Here is a 15789-nt window from a genome sequence, read left to right on the forward strand (position 1 = left end):
GGACGGACACCCGGCGATCGCCGCTGCCCGCACCCCGCAGAAACACCCGGAACCCGCCCGACACCCTTGATCAGAATTCACGCGGTGGATCGAGGCTCAGTCCCTCGGGGGCCGGTCGACCCCACGCGCTCATCTCGGAACGGAAGATGTCACGGATCTCGCCGCGGTTGCGGTGGATCGCGGGCACCAGGATGTGCGAGGGCCGGTCCTTGCCCAACTGGACGATCAGCTCGGCGAGGTCGGTCTCGTAGGCGTGGATGCCTTCGGCCTCCAGGGCTTCGTTGAGGCCGATCTCCTGCGTGGCCATCGACTTGACCTTGACGACCTCACGCTCCCCGGTCCGCTTGACCAGGTCGGCCACGATGCGGTTGGCCTCGTCGGCGTCGACCGCCCAGTGGACGGCCGCCGGCCGCCGTGACCGCCTCCTCCACCTGAACCAGGTAGCGGTCCAGGTGCCGCAGGGTGTGGTCCTTGATCCGCCGGCCGGCCTCACGCAGAGCCGCCCAGTCGGACACCTCGGCCACCGCCTTGGCCCGCTTGGCGCGGATCGTGTGTGTGGCGTGGCGCAGATTGCCGCGCAGGGTCTTGTCGCGCACGGCCTCGTGCGCGGCTTCGGGGAAGGCCGGGAACGCCGGGAATCCCGGCATCCCCACAAACGTAGCGCTCATGCCGCGGCCTCTTCCGTGCTCGCCAGGATCTCCGCCAGGTGCACCGGCCGCATGCCGGTGCGCAGCCGGGTCATGGTCCCGCCGATGTGCATCAGGCAGGAGTTGTCGGCCGCGCACAGCACCTCAGCGCCGGTCGACTCGGCGTTGCGCACCTTGTCGCTGCCCATCGCCGCCGAGACGTCGGCGTTCTTCACCGCGAAGGTGCCCCCGAAGCCGCAGCACTCCTCCGCGCCGGGCAGTTCCACCAGTTCCAGCCCCTGCACGGCCTGCAGTAGCCGACGAGGACGGTCCCCGAGGCCCAGAACGCGCAGCCCGTGGCAGGTCGGGTGGTAGGTGACCGTGTGCGGGTAGTACGCGCCGACGTCCGTCACCCCGAGCACGTCGACCAGGAACTCGGTCAGTTCGTACGTCCTCGGCACAACCGGTTCCAGAGTCCGGGCCAGCGTGTTGCCTCGGCCATCGCCCCGCATGATCCGGACGGCGTCACGATCGCCTCGTAGCCCCGGAAGACAGCGGAGAAATGCCGCGCCAGCGGCTCGGCCTCGTGCCGGTACCCGGTGTTGTAGTGCGCCTGGCCGCAGCACGTCTGGTCCATGGGGAAGTCCACGTCCACGCCCAGCCTGGTCAGCAGTTTCACCACGGCGCGCCCGGTGTCCGGATAGAGCGTGTCGTTGACACAGGTCAGGAACAGGGCGACACGCATCGCAACTCCTTCGCATGGGTGAGCAGGCGCCCGGGTGGGCAGGGTGTGAGACCGGAGTGGGGACTGCCTTGCGCTGCACCGACATGGGTGTCGATGTCGTCACCTGTCCTTCGGGTAGGTGGATGGCGGCCCACCCTCATGCTGAACGGGAGTTCCGGGCCATGCGCCCCCCGGGGCGACGCCACGTTGCTGCACGCCAGCAATGTGTCGAGGCTGGCCGGATGCGCCCCTGCGGGCCGGCCGCCGCTGTGGCCGCGCGGGGTGTGGCCGAGGACGCGCCCGAAGATCGGGCGGCCAACTCGGCCAGCCGCGCACCGGTCCGGCCCACTCCGACGATGCAGAGAGTAATCTCGCTCGCCCCGCGGAGGCAGCCGAGGCGACTCGGCGATCCAGCCCCCGCCACGAGCACGTGCCGCCTCGGTGTCGATCATGTCGCAGCCGGCGGAAAGCGGGACCAGGATACGCACCTGCGGCAGCCGGCCGAGCAGGTCGGCGTCGACGCGGGCACAGCCCACCAGCAGGCCGCCGCGCCGTCGGCCGCACGAACGACGGCCTCCGGATGAGCGCTGTCGGCAATTCGCACCTCGAATCCTGCGCCGGTGAGCAAGGCGACGGCAGGTGCGGGACCGAGGCCTCCACATCGGTGAGTACGGCCACCGGGTAGGTCATGTCCACTTCCCTGGTGCAGATAGGACTTCTGGGCACCGGCCGTGCCTTTCCCATGAGTTGGGGGAGTGCGGGCTCACCCAGCGGGGGTGGGTCCGCCTGAACCGAGTCGGCTCCGGGGGCAGTGCGCACTACCGGGGGTGGTCGTAGGCCATCGCGTAAGGACGCTTCCAGAGCGCCTTGGCTGCTGTCATGTTCCCGCGCTTTCGGAGGAAGAGGCACGCCTCACCGGCAGTCGCCACGACCTCCAGGTGGACAGTTGTGCGTTCATGGATGACTACCCCCCGGTTCTCCACCACTGCGGCCAGACCCCGCACCAGCTTGGCCGGGTGCAGCGCGGCGCAGTGCGGAGTGAACGTGCCGCCCAGCACCCTCGTGGCCCCCAGGTGGGTGGCCGCCTCGTCCCGGCTCAGAAGCCGGATGTGGTCCTCCTCAAAGCCCCAGGACCGCCAGGTCTCAACCTCCGCCATCGCACGGGCCCACTGCGCATCGTTGCGGGCCACGGATATGTATCCGCCCTGCGCGAAGTCGCAGTCGATACCCTCCTTGGCCGCGACACTGCCCACCTCGGGGATGGTCGCGTTCATGGCTCTCTGCAGAGCCACGGCACCGGACCGGCCGGCGCTTCGGGCCACCTTGCGCAGGGTCGCGGGAAAGATGGCCGAACACCAGCCACCATTGCGACCCGAAGCCCCGAACCCGGCAACCTCACTCTCGACCACCACAATCCGAAGCTGCGGATCGCGCTCGGTAAGGTGATACGCGGTCCACAAACCCGTGTAACCGGCGCCGACTATGACGATGTCGGCCTCCGCGTCGCCGTCCAGTCGGGGTCGTGGGCGCCAGTTCCCAGGACAGTTGTCATGCCAGAGACTCAAGCTTCGGTAGTCCGCTATGGACTCACGCTGTGACATGGCAAGAGCTTCGAGTGACCCGCAACATCCTGTACACCAGTCGGAGTTCAGAACTTCGCCCAGATGACTCATAACGAAGTATGAACCGGAGCCCCGGGCAGGCTTCAGCGGGTGCGGACCTGTTCGACGGTGAGGTGGACACCGCTCCAGGAGGCCGGCCGCTGCTTCGTCAGCACTCATACTCTCGTACGAGTGCTGTTTGTGGAAGTTATAACCCCGACTGCTGTACGAGGTCTGCGAATCACTTGACACTCAGGCCCAAGCTACGGCTGGGCGGCACGTGCACGATCGTGTCAACACCTTCCCCGCGTCGTCCCAACAACTTGGCGCGTAAGCATGACGGATGAGAGGAAACAAGATGGCTGACCGCATCTTCGTCAACGGCACTGTTGTGACGATGAACCCTGCCCAGCCGCTTGCGACCGCCGTGGCTGTCCAGGATGGCGAGATCGTCAAGGTCGGGGCCACGGACGACGTGGTCGCGCTCCGAGGCCCGGCAACGGACGTAGTCGATCTCGAGGGCGCCGCGCTCCTGCCCGGATTCGTAGAGGCGCACGGGCATCCGCTCTTCAGCGCGTTGACCTGGGGCGACCCCGTCATCGACATCCGCGCGGTGCATACGCCGACCTACCAGGCGGCGCTCGCCAAGATCAGACGGCGCGTAGCCAAGGCGCAGCCCGGCGAGTACATACTGGCAGTCGGGCTCGACCCTACGCTCCACGTAGGCATGAGAGAGCCGACGCTCGACGAGCTCGACGAGCTTGCGCCGGACAACCCGCTTTCAGTCACGTACTTCAACTTCCATGGCTCGTTCCTCAACAGCAAGGCCATCGAGGCCTGCGGACTCGACCGAAGGTTGACTCCGGATTTCGAGGACCTGATCATTCGTGACTCGCAGGGACGTCCGTGGAAGTTCTGCGAGAACGCAAGCTGGTACGCGCGTGACATCTTCTTCGAGAAGTGCGGCAAGGACCGTGCTGTCCGCGAGTTGCGCGACTGGGTGTCGAAGTACGCCACAGCGGGATACACCACATCCGCCGAGATGGGGATGGTTCCCGAATGGGCCGGCTACTTCGACGCGCTACGGCAGCAGGAGACGCTGCCCATCCGCATCCGCGTGTACGAACAGGGATTCCTCGACAAACCTTATGTGTCGAAGCTCGGCAGCGGCGACGACCACTTCAAGACCATCGGCATCAAGTTCTGGGCGGACGGCTCTGTGTTTGTGGGCACCGCGGCGGTCACGAACCCGTATCTCAACACAGACCTCACCATCAACAAGCTAGGTCTTCCGAGGGACAACCGGGGCCAGGAGGTCTACACCCGAGAAGAGCAGAAGCGGCTCATGGAAGCCGCAATCTCCCAGGGGTGGCAGCTGGCTGTGCACACCCAGGGTGACGTCACGATCGACGTCACCCTGGACCTCTTCGAGGAACTGCTGAGAGCGTTTCCGAACGCGAACGGTCCGTTCCGACTCGAGCACTGCACCATGATGAGGCCCGATCAGGTCGAGCGGGCTCACAAGCTCGGGCTGGTGTGCAGCTTCTTCAACCCGCTCGCCTACTACTGGGGCGACCCCATGCGCGAGGACATGTTCGGTCCCGAGTTCGGCGAGGAGATTCTTCCGTTCGGCACGGCGACCCGACTAGGGATGAGGATCTCGTACCACTGCGATTCACCGATGACCTGGCCCGATCCCCTGGTGTGTCTCTATTTCGCCACCACCCGGAGGACTCAATCCGGCACGGTCCTCGGCGAGGGGGAGCGCGTCGGCATCGGTGAGGCGCTCAAGGCGCTCACCATCGACGCCGCTCACCATCTCCAGATGGATGTCGAGCATCCCGCCCTGCAAACGATCTGTGGGTGAGGCATCCGCCTCGTAGACCGTGGCCGGGATGCCGTGGAGATGCAGGACACGGGCGAGCGTCAGTCCGCCGAGTCCGGCTCCGACGATCGTGATGTCAGTGGTCATGGTGATCCTTGCCTGTCGTACGCCTGCCGGACGGGCATCCGGCAGGATCTCCAGGAAGGCTCCAGCCCCCGCCGACAAGCCGCCGACATCGGGCCGACAGCCCGACACCACATCGCCGGCGGGCGCGTGGCTGCGGGAGGCTTATGAGGCCCATGACATGGATGTCATCGAGTACGTGGTTCCCAGCTTTGTGGCCACGATGCGTTTGATGCCCAGGAGTGTCCGTCCCGAGGTCATTCCCACCATGGCCGGTCTGGTGATCGCTGCGGGCACGGGTCTGGCTCCCAGCCTGTGGCGCGGGCAGTACGGGTACTGGACCGAGGCCGAGCTGACTCCCCTGGAAGCGACTGCCTTTCTGCTCGCGGAGCACATCAACGACTCACCGATGACCGGGACTTCGCCACTCGCCTGATCACCGAAGCTCTGTCCAGTGTGGACGGCGACTGATCTGCCCCATCCTGGCCGGCGCAAAGGAGAGACCGGGCCGCCCACCTCCCGCGGCTCGATCAACGACTCCAGCCCTGCCACCGGGCCCGGGTCGCGCTCAGCGGCAGACTCGCGCCCGCCACCGAGTGCTGTTCCTCGACAAGGCACCCCGACAAGACACCCAGACAAGGCACCCACAAAAGTCGGCCCCCGCCCTCGCCGTGCCTTGCGGGAGAGGGCGGGGCACCATTGCCTCCCGGCCTGGACGCGTATCTACGCCTGGACGAGTATCTACCGGACGGCTTCGGGCAGTGCGTGCTTGGCGATGCGGCCCTCCTGCATCACCAGCACCACGTTCGCGGGGTCGCCGAGCACATCGATGTCGGCGAGCGGATCGCCGTCGCACACGACGAGATCGGCGGTCTTTCCCTCTTCGACGGTGCCGAGCGTCTGATCCAGTCCCATCAGTTGGGCGGCGTTCAGTGTCCCGGCGCGGATGGCCTCCAGTGGCGTCAGTCCCAGCTTCGTCAGATGGCCGAGTTCGCGGAGGTTCTGGGCATGGGGACCGGCACCGGCGTCGGTGCCGAGTGCCACCTTCGCCCCGCGTCGAACCGCTTCGCTCAATCGCTCCATGGCAGCGTCGGCCATGCGCATCTTCTTCTCGTAGGCCGCGGGCGTGAAGCGTCCCCCGTCGCCGTGGAAGGTCGACAGGGTGGGAACCAGGAACGCGTCGTTCTCCAGCATCAGGTCGATGCCCTCGTCGTCGATGAGATAGCCGTGCTCGATGCTGGTCACCCCGCCGCGCAGGGCGTTCTTGATGCCTTGCGCGCCCTGTGCGTGCGCGGCGACCGGCCGGCCGCGATGGCGGCGTGTCTCGTCCACGACCACCGAGATCTCCTCGGTGGTCAGGCCCTCGTCCTCGGGCTGGTCGTTCGGGCTGTTGACGCCACCAGTCGCGCAGATCTTGATGACGTCGGCGCCGTCGCGGAGCAACTTCCTCGTCGCCAACCGGACCTGGGTGGGATCGTCGGCCAGTTCGCTGAACGGCTCAAGCAGGGCCGACGGGTCGTAGCCGCTCGGCGTGCGGAAGTCGGCGTGTCCGCCGGTGTGGCTCATCAACCGCAACGCGACATGCAACCGGGGCCCCTCGATCAAACCCTGGGCCACCGCGTCCCGGTAGCCGGCCTCGATACCGCCGAGGTCGCGCGCCGTCGTGATCCCGGCATGCAACGTCTCGCGCATACGCTGTGCGCGCTGGAAGACGGTGACGATCGGCCGATTGGTCAGCAGCCTTCCCGTGAAATCGGCGTTGCTGTCCATGAGGAAATGCAGATGGCAGTCGAAGAACCCCGGCAGCAGCGTGCGTCCACCGAGATCGATGGCCGTCGCGGCGTCGATCCGCGGCCTTGAGCTCTCCGGCCCGACATAGGTGAACCTGCCGTCCTGCACCACCACGGCAACCGACTCGGCCGGGGCGGCCCCGGTTCCGTCGATGACCCGGGCGCCGGTGAAGACGATCGGATCCGGCGATCGACCTGTACGGTCCTCGGTCATTGCGTACTCCTGTCCCAAGGGGGATCCGGACGTCCAGTCCGGTGCGTTGGATGTCTGGTTGCCTGCTCCGGTGCGCGAGTGCGCCTTTTGAAGCAGTTCTTCGCGGGTGTCTTCAGCCGCCGTGTTTCGCCTCACCCGCGAAGACCGGCGGATGGAGCGACGCCCAGGGACGTTCCGCCTCCAGCTGTGCCGCCACGCAGACCAGCAGGTCTTCACGTCCGTAACCCGCCGCCAGTTGGATTCCGATGGGCTCGCCGGACTCGGTCAGCGACGCGGGCACCGCGATCGCGGGCTGCCCGGTGGTGTTGAACGGCGCGGTGAAGGTGAGCACATCCACCGACTTCTGCAGGCCGTCGGCTTCCCGCCATGGCCAGCCCACCGGCTTCGGCGGGGTGGCGAACACCGGGCTCAACAGCAGGTCGAACTCCTGCCACCATCGCGCCATGGCAGCGCGCAGCCGCCCCTGCCAGACGAAGGCGTCGGCCAACTCCAGTCCCGTGATCTCCCGTCCGCGCCGCACCCAGAACCGGGTGACGGCGTCGAGGTCGTCGGGACCGGGCCGCTCACCCAGCTCCGCGATCAATGCCTCAAGGGTCTGGACCGCGGTGACGCTGAGCGCGTCGAAGAACGCCTTCAGGCACATCGGATCCAGCATCAGCTCCGGATGGGCGTATGCGACCTCGTGTCCGAGCCGCTCCAATGTCCTTGCGGTCTCCAGTACGGCGTCCCGCACCGGAGCCACGACCTGGGGGGCGTGGTCGGGCGCGTGGGCGAGGACACCGATCCGGAGCCGCCCGGGATCACGGCCGACCATCGCGGCCAAGCCGCCTGGCGGAAGGGGGGCGGGGCCGCCCTGGTCTCCTGGTGCGCGACCGCTCACCGCGTCGAGTACCACCGCGGTGTCGCGTACGGTCCGGGTGACCACTGCCGGGACACTGTGCCCCCAGCGATTGGTCCGGCCCGGGCCCGCGCTGATGCGCCCCACGCTCGGCTTCAGACCTACCAGGTGGCAGAACGCGGCCGGCATGCGGATCGAACCGCCGCCGTCACCCCCCTGGGCCACGGGCACCATGCCCGCGGCGACGGACGCCGACGCGCCCCCCGACGAGCCGCCGGGAGTCAAACCGGTGTGCCAGGGATTTCGGGTGACCCCGTGGACTGTGCTCTCGCTGACCGAGGCGAGGCCGAATTCCGGCGCCGAGGTCTGGCCGACCACGAGGAAGCCGGCCTCCTTGAGACGCCGGACGATGACGGCGTCCTCCCGGGCGGTACGGCGGTGCCTGGCCACCCAGGCGCTTGCGAAGTTCGCGGGGTCGCCCTCGCTGTCGTTGAGTGCCTTCACCAACAGGGGCACTCCCGCGAAGGGGGCGTCGCCGCGGATGCGCCCGGCCTCGTCCAGAGCCTGGTCGTATCTTCGGTGAGTGATGGCGTTGATCTGTGGATCGGTCGCCTCGATCCGTTCGATGGCGGCCTCGACCAGCTCTCTGGGTGATGCCTCACCGCATCGGATCAGCTCCGCCTGGGCCACGGCATCCATGGTGGCCAGGTTCGTCATGCGGATATCTCCTCTGTGGCGGGGAAGTGACAGGCCACCGCATGCCCCGGCCGGACCGAGACCAGTTCCGGTGCTTCCGCGTGGCAACGCGGTCCGGCCTTGGGGCATCGGGGGGCGAAGGGACATCCCCCGGTGTCCGCCGCCCGCTGTTCGCGTGGCTTGTCCGCCGATGGGTCCGCCGTCGCCGCCTCGGGCCGAGCACGTGGATCGGGAGACGGAACGGCTTCGAGCAGCGCCCTGGTGTACCAGTGCGCGGGCGACGCGAACAGGGTCTGCGCCTCGGCGATCTCCACGACCCGCCCCGCGAACATCACCACCACCCGATCGGAGACGGCTTGGACCACCGCGAGGTCATGGGAGATGAAGACGTAGGTCAACGCCTCCGCCCGCTGGATTCTGAGCAGCAGATCGAGTACCTGGGCCTGCACGGAGACGTCGAGCGCAGAGGTGGGTTCGTCGAGGACCACGACCTCGGGCCGGGCGGCGATCGCCCGTGCGATGGCGATGCGCTGCTTCTGGCCGCCGGAGAATTCGTGCGGCAGCCGGTTCGCGGCCTCCGCCGGCAGACCGACCTCCGCCAGCACTTCGTCGATCCGCTGCCGTGCCGTGTCTCCGCTCACGCCGCCGGCGGCCAGCGGCTCGCGCACCGAGGACGCCACCCGTAGTTTCGGGTTGAGTGAACCCGCCGGATGCTGGAACACCATCTGCACGGCGCGCCGGAAGGCTCTCAGCCGCTTGCCCCGCAGCTTGCCGTAGTCGGCTCCGTCCATCTCCAACCGGCCCGAAGTGGGCCGGTCCAGTCGGACCAGCATCTTGGCGAGGGTGCTCTTGCCCGAACCGGACTCACCTACGACACCCAGTACTTCCCCTTTGCCGACCCGCAGGGAGACATCGCGGAGCGCGTGCACGGCATGGCCACCCGAGCGGAAACTGCGGCTCAGTCCGTCCACCGCAAAGAGCACGGAGCCGTCCGGGTCGGCCTTGCCATGCGGCGGATCGGTCTTGTCGTGCGGCGGATCGGCCCTGCCGTGCGGCGGATCGGCCGGCTCGGGCCGGATGCGCCTGCCCACGGTGGGCACCGAGCCGAGGAGCATTTTCGTGTACTCCGAGTCCGGGCTCACCAGCACCTCCTCGGCGGTGCCGGTCTCGACGATCTCGCCGTCCCGCATGACCGCCACCCGGTCCGCGGTCTGCGCGATCACACCGATGTCATGCGAGATCAGCAGGATCGCGACCCCGAACTCGTCGCGGATCGTCCGCAGCAGCCGCAGGATCTCCGCCTGGACGGTCACGTCCAGGGCCGTGGTCGGTTCGTCGGCGAGCAGCAGCCGTGGCTCGCCCGCCAGCGCGAGCGCCATCGCCATCCGCTGCCGCAGCCCACCGGAGAGCTGATGCGGATACTGGCGTGCCCTGCGCTCCGGTCCCGGCACACGCACCCGGCGCAACAGCTCCAGGACGGCCTGCTGCCGCTCCTCGCCCTTCAGACCTCGGTGCCGCGCGACCACCTCCCCGATCTGCCGACCGACGCGCATGCTCGGGTCCAGAGCCCCCATGGCGTCCTGGAAGACCATCGCGACCTCACCGCCACGCAAGCGTGTGAGCGCCTTGTCGTCCGCGTCCGCCAGGTCGGTGTCGCACACCTCGAACCGTTCGGCGGACACACGTGCCTGCTTCGGCAGCAGTCCCAGGCAGGCCATCGCCACCGAGGTCTTGCCGCTCCCGCTCTCACCGATCAGGCCGACGATCTCCCCGCTCCTGACCGTCAGATCGATCCCACGGACACTGGCCGGCGCGGAGCCGTACCGGACACTGAAATCAGAGAACCGCAGCACGGTTTCCGAGCGGCGATCCTCGTCCTTCCCCGTTGTGCTGGAGCCGTCCACAGCTGCGGAGTTCATCGTCTCTCCCTCATGAGATCCAGGCGTCCTTGAGGAACATCCGGGTGTTCGACGCCTCGGTGGTGAACCCCGCGAGCCTGCTGGACCACACGTCGTACACCGTGGGTGTGGCATACGGGACGATCATGTACACCCGCTGTGCCACGTACTGGTTCAGCTCCCGGTACATCCGGCGGCGGTTCTGGTCGCCGTCCGCCTTCTGCACGGCGTCCGACATCAATCGCCACAGTTCTGGGTCGTCGACCTTCGTCGCCTTGGCGTTCTTCTCGAACCACAGGCTCATATACTGACTGGCGTCCGCGTTGAGCGCGGAGGTCAGCTGGATCATGTCGGCGTTCCAGTTGCCGGACAGCAGATTGCTGACCAGTTGCTCGAAGGGGACCTGGGTGATGTCCACCGTCACCCCGATCTTCGACAGCTGTTCCTTGATGAGCTGGGCGGTGGCGAGCTTGTCCGGCCGGTTCGACCGGATCGCCAGCTTGAGCCGCACGGCTTTGGCCCCCGCCTCGGCGAGGAGCCGCTTCGCCCTGGCGGGGTCGTACTGGGTGTTGGGCAGATTCTTCGCCTGCTCGGACACGAACGGGTCGCCAGGCGGGACGATCCCCGAGGGGACACCGGCCCCTTGTGCCCCGATGCTGATCAGCTGCTTGCGGTCGATGCCGATGCTGATCGCCTCGCGCACCTTCTCGTTCGCCAGTGGGCCGTCCACGGTGTTCAGACCCAGCCAGTAGGCGCCCACGTTGTATCCGGGGCCCACCGTGAACCTACGCTGCTTGAGCATCGTCGCGATCTTCGGCAGTGTCACCTGGATGGCGTCCACGGTTCCCGACTCCAATGCCTGGACCCGGGTGGACTCATCGGGCATGACCTGATAGTTGATGGTGTCGATATAGGGCTTCGGCTGGTCCCAGTAGTCGGCGAACCGAACGGTCTTGATCAGGGCTCCTTCCCGGAACTCCGCGAGTTTGTAGGGACCCGTCCCGTTCTCGTGCGTCTTGAGATGGTTGGCCGAGTGGGACCGGACCCATCGTTCGTTCACGATGCCGGCGCTCCAGGGCTGGGCGAGCAGATGCAGCAGCGACGACTGCGGTTTGGCCAGCTTCACCACGACCGTGTGGTCGCTCGGCGCGGTCACATCCTTGATGTGGTAGAGCGACGCGTATGGCGAGTGGACCGCGGGATCGACGATCCGTTTGAGGCTGAAGACGACATCGCCGGCTTTCAGCGGCCGGCCGTCGTGAAATGCGACATTCCTGCGGAGCGTGAATTTGTAAGTGGTGGGCGTGGTTTGTTTCCACGAGGTCGCCAGCGACGGTCGCAGAGTACTGCCATCGGAACCGAGGGAGAGCAGTCCCTCGTAGAACTGTGCGGCCAGGCGTTTCGCGTCGAACGCCTGGGCCAGGATGGGATCGAGTCCGTTCAGTGGCTGGCTTTCGTCGCCGATGGTGAGGGTGCCGCCACGATGCGGCGTGCCGACTGAGCCACCGGATCGCGCCTGGGCTCCGCCTCCGCAGCCCGTGAGGGCCGTCGACGCGGTGAGTACCGCCGCCAGGACGAGTACCAGTCGTCTGACCGGCCTGGGTGATGCCATGGTGTGGGTTCCTTCTTTCCAGGCCCCGGGGAGGGGACAGGTGACCACTGCCGCTGTGCGCGGCGGTCCGGTCAGACGACGGAGCGGCGTGATGTCGCGAAACCTTCGCCGATGAGTCCCCATCCGATCGAGGACAGCAGCAGGGCCCCTCCGGCGCCGAGAACCAGCCATGGGGAGATCGTCAGATAGATCTGAGACTCGGCGATCATCCGGCCCCAGCTCGGCGTCGGTGGCTGAACTCCGAGGCCGAGGTAGCTCAGCGCCGACTCCAGCAGAATGACGATGGCCGCCGAGTTGGCGAGCTGGACCATCATCAGCGGAAAGACGTTGGGGAGCAGGTGTTTGAGGACGATCACGGGGGACCGCACTCCGGAGATCCGCGCGGAGAGCACGAATTCCAGATCACGCAGTTCCAGGCACCGGGCACGGACTATCCGTGCGAAGTGCGGCAGTGACACGAACGACAGGACCGCGATCAGGGTCGTCACCGATGGTGTGAGGACGGTGACCGCGGCAAGCCCGAGCAGGAGGGAAGGGAAGGACAGCAGCAGGTCCACCCCGCTCATCAGCGCGGTGTCCAGCCATCGGCCACCGACGCCGGCCGCGAACCCGATGGCCGAACCGGCCACCAGCGCAAGCACCGAACTCGCCAGTGCGATCGACAGTGAGGTGCGCCCGGCGACGCACAGCCGCACGAAATAGTCCCGGCCCAGGTCGTCCGTGCCGAGCCAGTTGGTCCCATTGGGCGCGGCGAAGGGCGGTCCGGCCACGTCGTTCGGCGAGAAGGGCCGGATCAGGGGAGCCACATACGCCATGGCGAACAGCACGATCAGGATGCCCAGACCGCAGGTGACCCCGGCGCCGAGCCGGCGGATCCGGCGTGCAGGGGGAGCGGCGGGTGTGTCCGCCGGGGGCTGTGTCCGGGCCACCTGCGCTTCCGACAGCAACGACGACTCGCTCATCGCGCCTCACCCACCTTGGGATCGATCAGCCGGTGGATGAGGTCCACCACGAGGTTCATCAGGATGTAGGTCAGTCCCAGCAGCAGGATGCATGCCTGCGTCACCGCATAGTCCTTCTGCAGCAGCGAGTTCACGGTGAGCTGGCCGATGCCGGGGATCGCGAAGACGTTCTCGATCAGGATGGAGTTGCCGACCAGACCGGCCAGTTGCAGCCCGGCCACCGTGACCACGGGTCCCGACGCGTTCCGCAGCCCGTGCCGCAGTGTCGCCCCCAGACGGGTCGCCCCGGTCGCCAGAGCGGTGCGCATATAGTCCTGTTCGTAGACCTCGATCATCGAGGCACGCATGAACCGGCACAGCGTCGCACCGAGGGGGAGCCCCAGCGCCAGCGCGGGCAGGACGACGCTCTGCAGGTTCCGCAACGGGTGATCGGACAGGGGCACGAACCCGACGGAAGGCCAGTCCGGGACGATGTACGAGGTCACCAGTATCAGACCGAGACCGAAGACGAACACCGGCGTGGCCAGGCCGAGAAAGGCCGACGCGCGGGCCAGCCGGTCGAAGATCCGGCCCTGGCGAAGGGCCGCGAGCGCGCCGGCGGGCACGCCCCACAGGACCGACACCACCGTCGCGGCGAGGGCCAGCTCCAAGGTGTTCGGCAGTCTTTGCTCGATGAGGTCCAGGACCGGCAGTCCGTTGTAGACCGAGAGTCCGAAGTCCCCGTGGAGCAGCCTGCCGAGCCACATCAGGTACTGCTCGGTCATCGGCCGGTCGAGCCCGAGATCCGTGGCCAGCCGTGCCCGGGTGGCCGCGTCGGAGTACGGGCCGGCCAGGACGTCGGCGGGATTGCCGGGCAGTAGCCGAACGAGTCCGAACGCGAGGATCGACAGGATGAAGAGGACGGCGAGCCCACGAAGGACCCTGCCGGCGAGGAACCGTATCAGCGGTGGCAGGCGCAGCATCCGTCTTGCTCGTCCAGCGGCTGCTGCGAGGGGGCGGCTGGGTGGGCCCAGCCCGGTCACGTGGAGCATTGCCAGACCTCTCGGTTGAGATCCGTCATATGGATCGTGAACAGTGGCCGATACTTTTCCCTGCCGGACGAGGGCGGCCAAGGGGCGCATTCCGCTCAGCGGACCCGTGCATGCGATTGCCGTGACCGAGAGGGATGGGTTTGTGGGCCGCTACTGCCGTCCGTGATCTGTCGCCTCGGCGACGACGGCCTCCGGTACGAGCCCGGCGAACTCGTCCGACGGTTGTTCCGGGAACGGCACGCCGGCTCTCGCATGCCTTCTCCCGTCCGAGGTCACATGCATGTCCGGGGCAACGATTCGTGCGGCCCGTGTGTCCATGCGATCGGGAGACAACGGGTCACCTTGTGGGCGGCCCGTCCGTCGCACCCGCTCGTGGGCTTGGGGCAGTGCGTTCGTTCACTTACTCTTCGTACTTTGTACGGGTGATCGGACCCGCGTCAAGAGGTCCGACGGGACGCCCGAGGGCCCGCGCGGCGTTCACCGGGCGCTCACCGGCCGCTCACCAGGGGCGTGTCGATGCCTACCGGACCGAGAGAGGTTGCCCCGCCGGGAGAGCCGAGCGGGGCCTCGCGCCCGGGCAGGACCTCCGTGAAGAAGCGCCGGTTGTCCTCCCGGAAATCGGGTTCCGCCGTGCGGTCGACGGTGATCGCCTGCTCGGGGCAGGCCACTTCGCAGGCGCCGCAGTCGATGCACTCCAGGGGGTTGATGTAGAGCTTGCGCTCGCCCTCGTAGATGCAGTCGACCGGGCATTCCTCGACGCAGGACCGGTCCATGATGTCGACGCAGGGCGCGCCGATGACGTACGCCATGTCTGTCAGTGCTCCTTCTCGGTGGAGTGCCCGGGGAAGAGGGCGGCCTGTGGATCGAGGACCGTGGCCGCGTTGTTGACGGCGGTGGCCGCCTCGCCGAAGCCGACCGAGATCAGGCGGACCTTGCCCGGGTAGTCGGTGATGTCGCCCGCGGCGAACACGCGAGGCACATTGGTGGCCATGCGGGTGTCCACGGCGATCTTCCGGGCCCGCAGCTCCAGGCCCCAGTGCCGCAGCGGGCCGAGGTCGGCGACGAACCCGAGGGCCGCGACCACCGTGTCGGCCCGGACCAGCCGGGTCTCCCTCGTCGTGCGGTGCCGAATCTCCGCCTGTTCCAGGCATGTTGCACCGAGCAGTCGGCTGACCTCGCAGTCGGTGACGATGCCCACGCCGAGCGCACGGGCCTTTTCGACGGACGCGGCGTGCGCGCGGAAACGGGCGGTGCGGTGCACCAGGGTGACCGTGCGGGCGACGGGGGAGAGCGTGGCGGCCCAGTCGAAGGCGCTGTCGCCGCCGCCGACGACCACCACGTCCTTACCCGCATGCTCGGCCGGGTCCGGCACGAAGTACACCAAGCCGCGCCCCACGAACTCCTCGCCGGCCGGCAGCGGACGCGGTGTGAACGTGCCCACTCCGCCGGTGATGACGACGGCCCCCGCCCGCACCGGACGGCCCTGGTCGGTGCGGACCACGGGGCGGCCGTCGTCCGGATCGTGTGTCAGCTCGACGGCCCGGTGTCCGAGCAGGTAACGGGGAGAGTACGGCTCGGCCTGGGCGACCAGGCTTTCCACCAGGTCGCGGCCGCGCACGGCGAGGAAACCGGCGATGTCGAAGATGGGCTTCTCGGGGTACATCGCGCTGATCTGCCCGCCGGGCTGCGGCAGGACGTCCATGACGGTGACGCTCAGACCGCGGAATCCGGCGTAGTAGGCGCCGTAGAGGCCGGTCGGACCGGCACCGATGAGAAGGACATCGGTGTCATCGGTGTCGTCGGTGAGTTGGCTCATGGTTGGCGAGCGTAGGAAGAACGGGCGGTCCTA

The 15789-nt window shown here is 67.7% G+C and carries 10 protein-coding genes and 4 pseudogenes; 2 read left to right on the top strand and 12 right to left on the bottom strand.

Going from position 1 to position 15789, the window contains the following annotated elements:
• Positions 1–76 precede the first annotated feature (76 nt).
• The 3 genes and pseudogenes from ABT245_RS37125 to ABT245_RS37135 form a co-directional block, all read right to left on the bottom strand.
• Positions 77–668, bottom strand: a pseudogene (locus ABT245_RS37125) (LUD domain-containing protein); the annotation flags it as partial.
• Positions 665–1371 (bottom strand): annotated as a pseudogene (locus ABT245_RS37130) ((Fe-S)-binding protein). The pseudogenes ABT245_RS37130 and ABT245_RS37125, both read right to left, overlap by 4 nt.
• A 797-nt stretch (positions 1372–2168) precedes the next feature.
• On the bottom strand, positions 2169–3131 hold the full coding sequence (locus ABT245_RS37135; protein ID WP_351742820.1) for an NAD(P)/FAD-dependent oxidoreductase: 963 nt from the start codon (positions 3129–3131) through the stop codon (positions 2169–2171).
• A gap of 217 nt (positions 3132–3348) precedes the next feature.
• Between ABT245_RS37135 and ABT245_RS37140 the strand changes: the two genes are divergently transcribed.
• Positions 3349–4818, top strand: a complete 1470-nt coding sequence (locus ABT245_RS37140; protein WP_351742914.1) for an amidohydrolase — start codon at positions 3349–3351, stop codon at positions 4816–4818.
• On the opposite strand, the pseudogene ABT245_RS37145 reads toward ABT245_RS37140, so the two are convergent.
• A pseudogene (locus ABT245_RS37145) lies at positions 4777–4923 on the bottom strand (FAD-dependent oxidoreductase); the annotation flags it as partial. The gene ABT245_RS37140 and the pseudogene ABT245_RS37145 sit on opposite strands and share 42 nt — an antisense overlap.
• A gap of 127 nt (positions 4924–5050) precedes the next feature.
• Between ABT245_RS37145 and ABT245_RS37150 the strand changes: the two are divergent.
• Positions 5051–5370 (top strand): annotated as a pseudogene (locus ABT245_RS37150) (hypothetical protein); the annotation flags it as partial.
• A 270-nt stretch (positions 5371–5640) separates the two neighbouring features.
• Here ABT245_RS37150 and ABT245_RS37155 read toward each other — a convergent pair.
• The 8 genes from ABT245_RS37155 to ABT245_RS37190 form a co-directional block, all read right to left on the bottom strand.
• A complete protein-coding gene (locus ABT245_RS37155) occupies positions 5641–6903 on the bottom strand; it encodes a metal-dependent hydrolase family protein (RefSeq protein ID WP_351742823.1) in 1263 nt (420 codons plus the stop codon).
• Between the two features lie 112 nt (positions 6904–7015).
• Positions 7016–8458: an amidase gene (locus ABT245_RS37160; protein WP_351742826.1), complete on the bottom strand. Its 1443-nt coding sequence runs from the start codon at positions 8456–8458 to the stop codon at positions 7016–7018.
• Positions 8455–10356: a dipeptide ABC transporter ATP-binding protein gene (locus tag ABT245_RS37165; RefSeq protein WP_351742829.1), complete on the bottom strand. Its 1902-nt coding sequence runs from the start codon at positions 10354–10356 to the stop codon at positions 8455–8457. The genes ABT245_RS37160 and ABT245_RS37165 overlap by 4 nt, the downstream gene beginning before the upstream one ends.
• A gap of 10 nt (positions 10357–10366) precedes the next feature.
• Positions 10367–11947, bottom strand: coding sequence for an ABC transporter substrate-binding protein (locus ABT245_RS37170; protein WP_351742832.1), 1581 nt, complete (start codon positions 11945–11947; stop codon positions 10367–10369).
• Positions 11948–12018: 71 nt separating this feature from the next.
• Positions 12019–12909, bottom strand: a complete 891-nt coding sequence (locus ABT245_RS37175) for an ABC transporter permease (RefSeq protein WP_351742834.1) — start codon at positions 12907–12909, stop codon at positions 12019–12021.
• Positions 12906–13871: an ABC transporter permease gene (locus tag ABT245_RS37180; protein WP_351742836.1), complete on the bottom strand. Its 966-nt coding sequence runs from the start codon at positions 13869–13871 to the stop codon at positions 12906–12908. Before ABT245_RS37180 ends, ABT245_RS37175 begins: the two co-directional genes overlap by 4 nt.
• Positions 13872–14428: 557 nt before the next feature.
• Positions 14429–14749 carry a ferredoxin gene (gene fdxA / locus ABT245_RS37185; protein ID WP_351742839.1) on the bottom strand — a complete coding sequence of 107 codons (321 nt, stop codon included), beginning with the start codon at positions 14747–14749 and terminating at the stop codon, positions 14429–14431.
• A gap of 5 nt (positions 14750–14754) precedes the next feature.
• On the bottom strand, positions 14755–15756 hold the full coding sequence (locus tag ABT245_RS37190) for an NAD(P)/FAD-dependent oxidoreductase (protein ID WP_351742842.1): 1002 nt from the start codon (positions 15754–15756) through the stop codon (positions 14755–14757).
• Positions 15757–15789 lie beyond the last annotated feature (33 nt).

Source organism: Streptomyces sp. NPDC001508 (assembly GCF_040298665.1).
Classification (GTDB): domain Bacteria; phylum Actinomycetota; class Actinomycetes; order Streptomycetales; family Streptomycetaceae; genus Streptomyces.